Source organism: Shewanella sp. SM69, from assembly GCF_025653985.1.
In the GTDB taxonomy this organism is placed as follows: Bacteria; Pseudomonadota; Gammaproteobacteria; order Enterobacterales; family Shewanellaceae; genus Shewanella; species Shewanella oncorhynchi.
Window position 1 is genome coordinate 1 of record NZ_JAKKRV010000062.1, and the last position, 559, is coordinate 559.

A 559-nucleotide genomic window follows, 5' to 3' on the forward strand; every position below is an offset into this window, starting at 1 on the left:
GTGGGCAGATGAAACCACGGTTAATGTGCTGGATGTTGAGAAAAGCACCTGTTATATGTGGGTATATGGCTGTGGCTTAGAAAAAAGTACCGGCCCCAAGCTCGTGCTGTTTGATTATCAGGATAGTCGCAGCAGTAAACATCCCACCGACTTCCTGGCGGGGTTTAACGGTTATCTGCAGGTCGACGGTTATGCCGGATATGAGAAAACCCACGCAACCTTAGTCGGCTGCTGGGCACATGCCAGACGTAAGTTCGTCGAAGCCCAAAAAGCGCAGGGTAAAGGCAAAACCGGTAAGGCCGATGTGGCTCTTAACCATATCCAGAAACTCTATGCGCTGGAGAGTAAATTAAAAACTGCGCCGCCTGATAAGAAATATGAAGCCAGGCAAACGCTAGCCAAGCCGTTGCTCGCGCAATTCAAAAGCTGGTTGGATAAATCAAGCGAGAGTGTCACGAAAGAAAGTTTACTGGGAGCGGCTATTACGTATAGCCTGAATCAGTGGCCCAAGCTTGTCCGCTATCTGGATGATGGCTGTCTGAATATCGACAACAATCGT

Annotated in this window: 1 protein-coding gene; it reads left to right on the plus strand. The window is 49.0% G+C overall.

All coding sequences use genetic code 11. The annotated features are described in order from the left end of the window. The coding region (gene tnpC / locus L5M37_RS24205) for an IS66 family transposase (protein ID WP_263201924.1) at positions 1–559 on the plus strand (559 nt) is incomplete at both ends.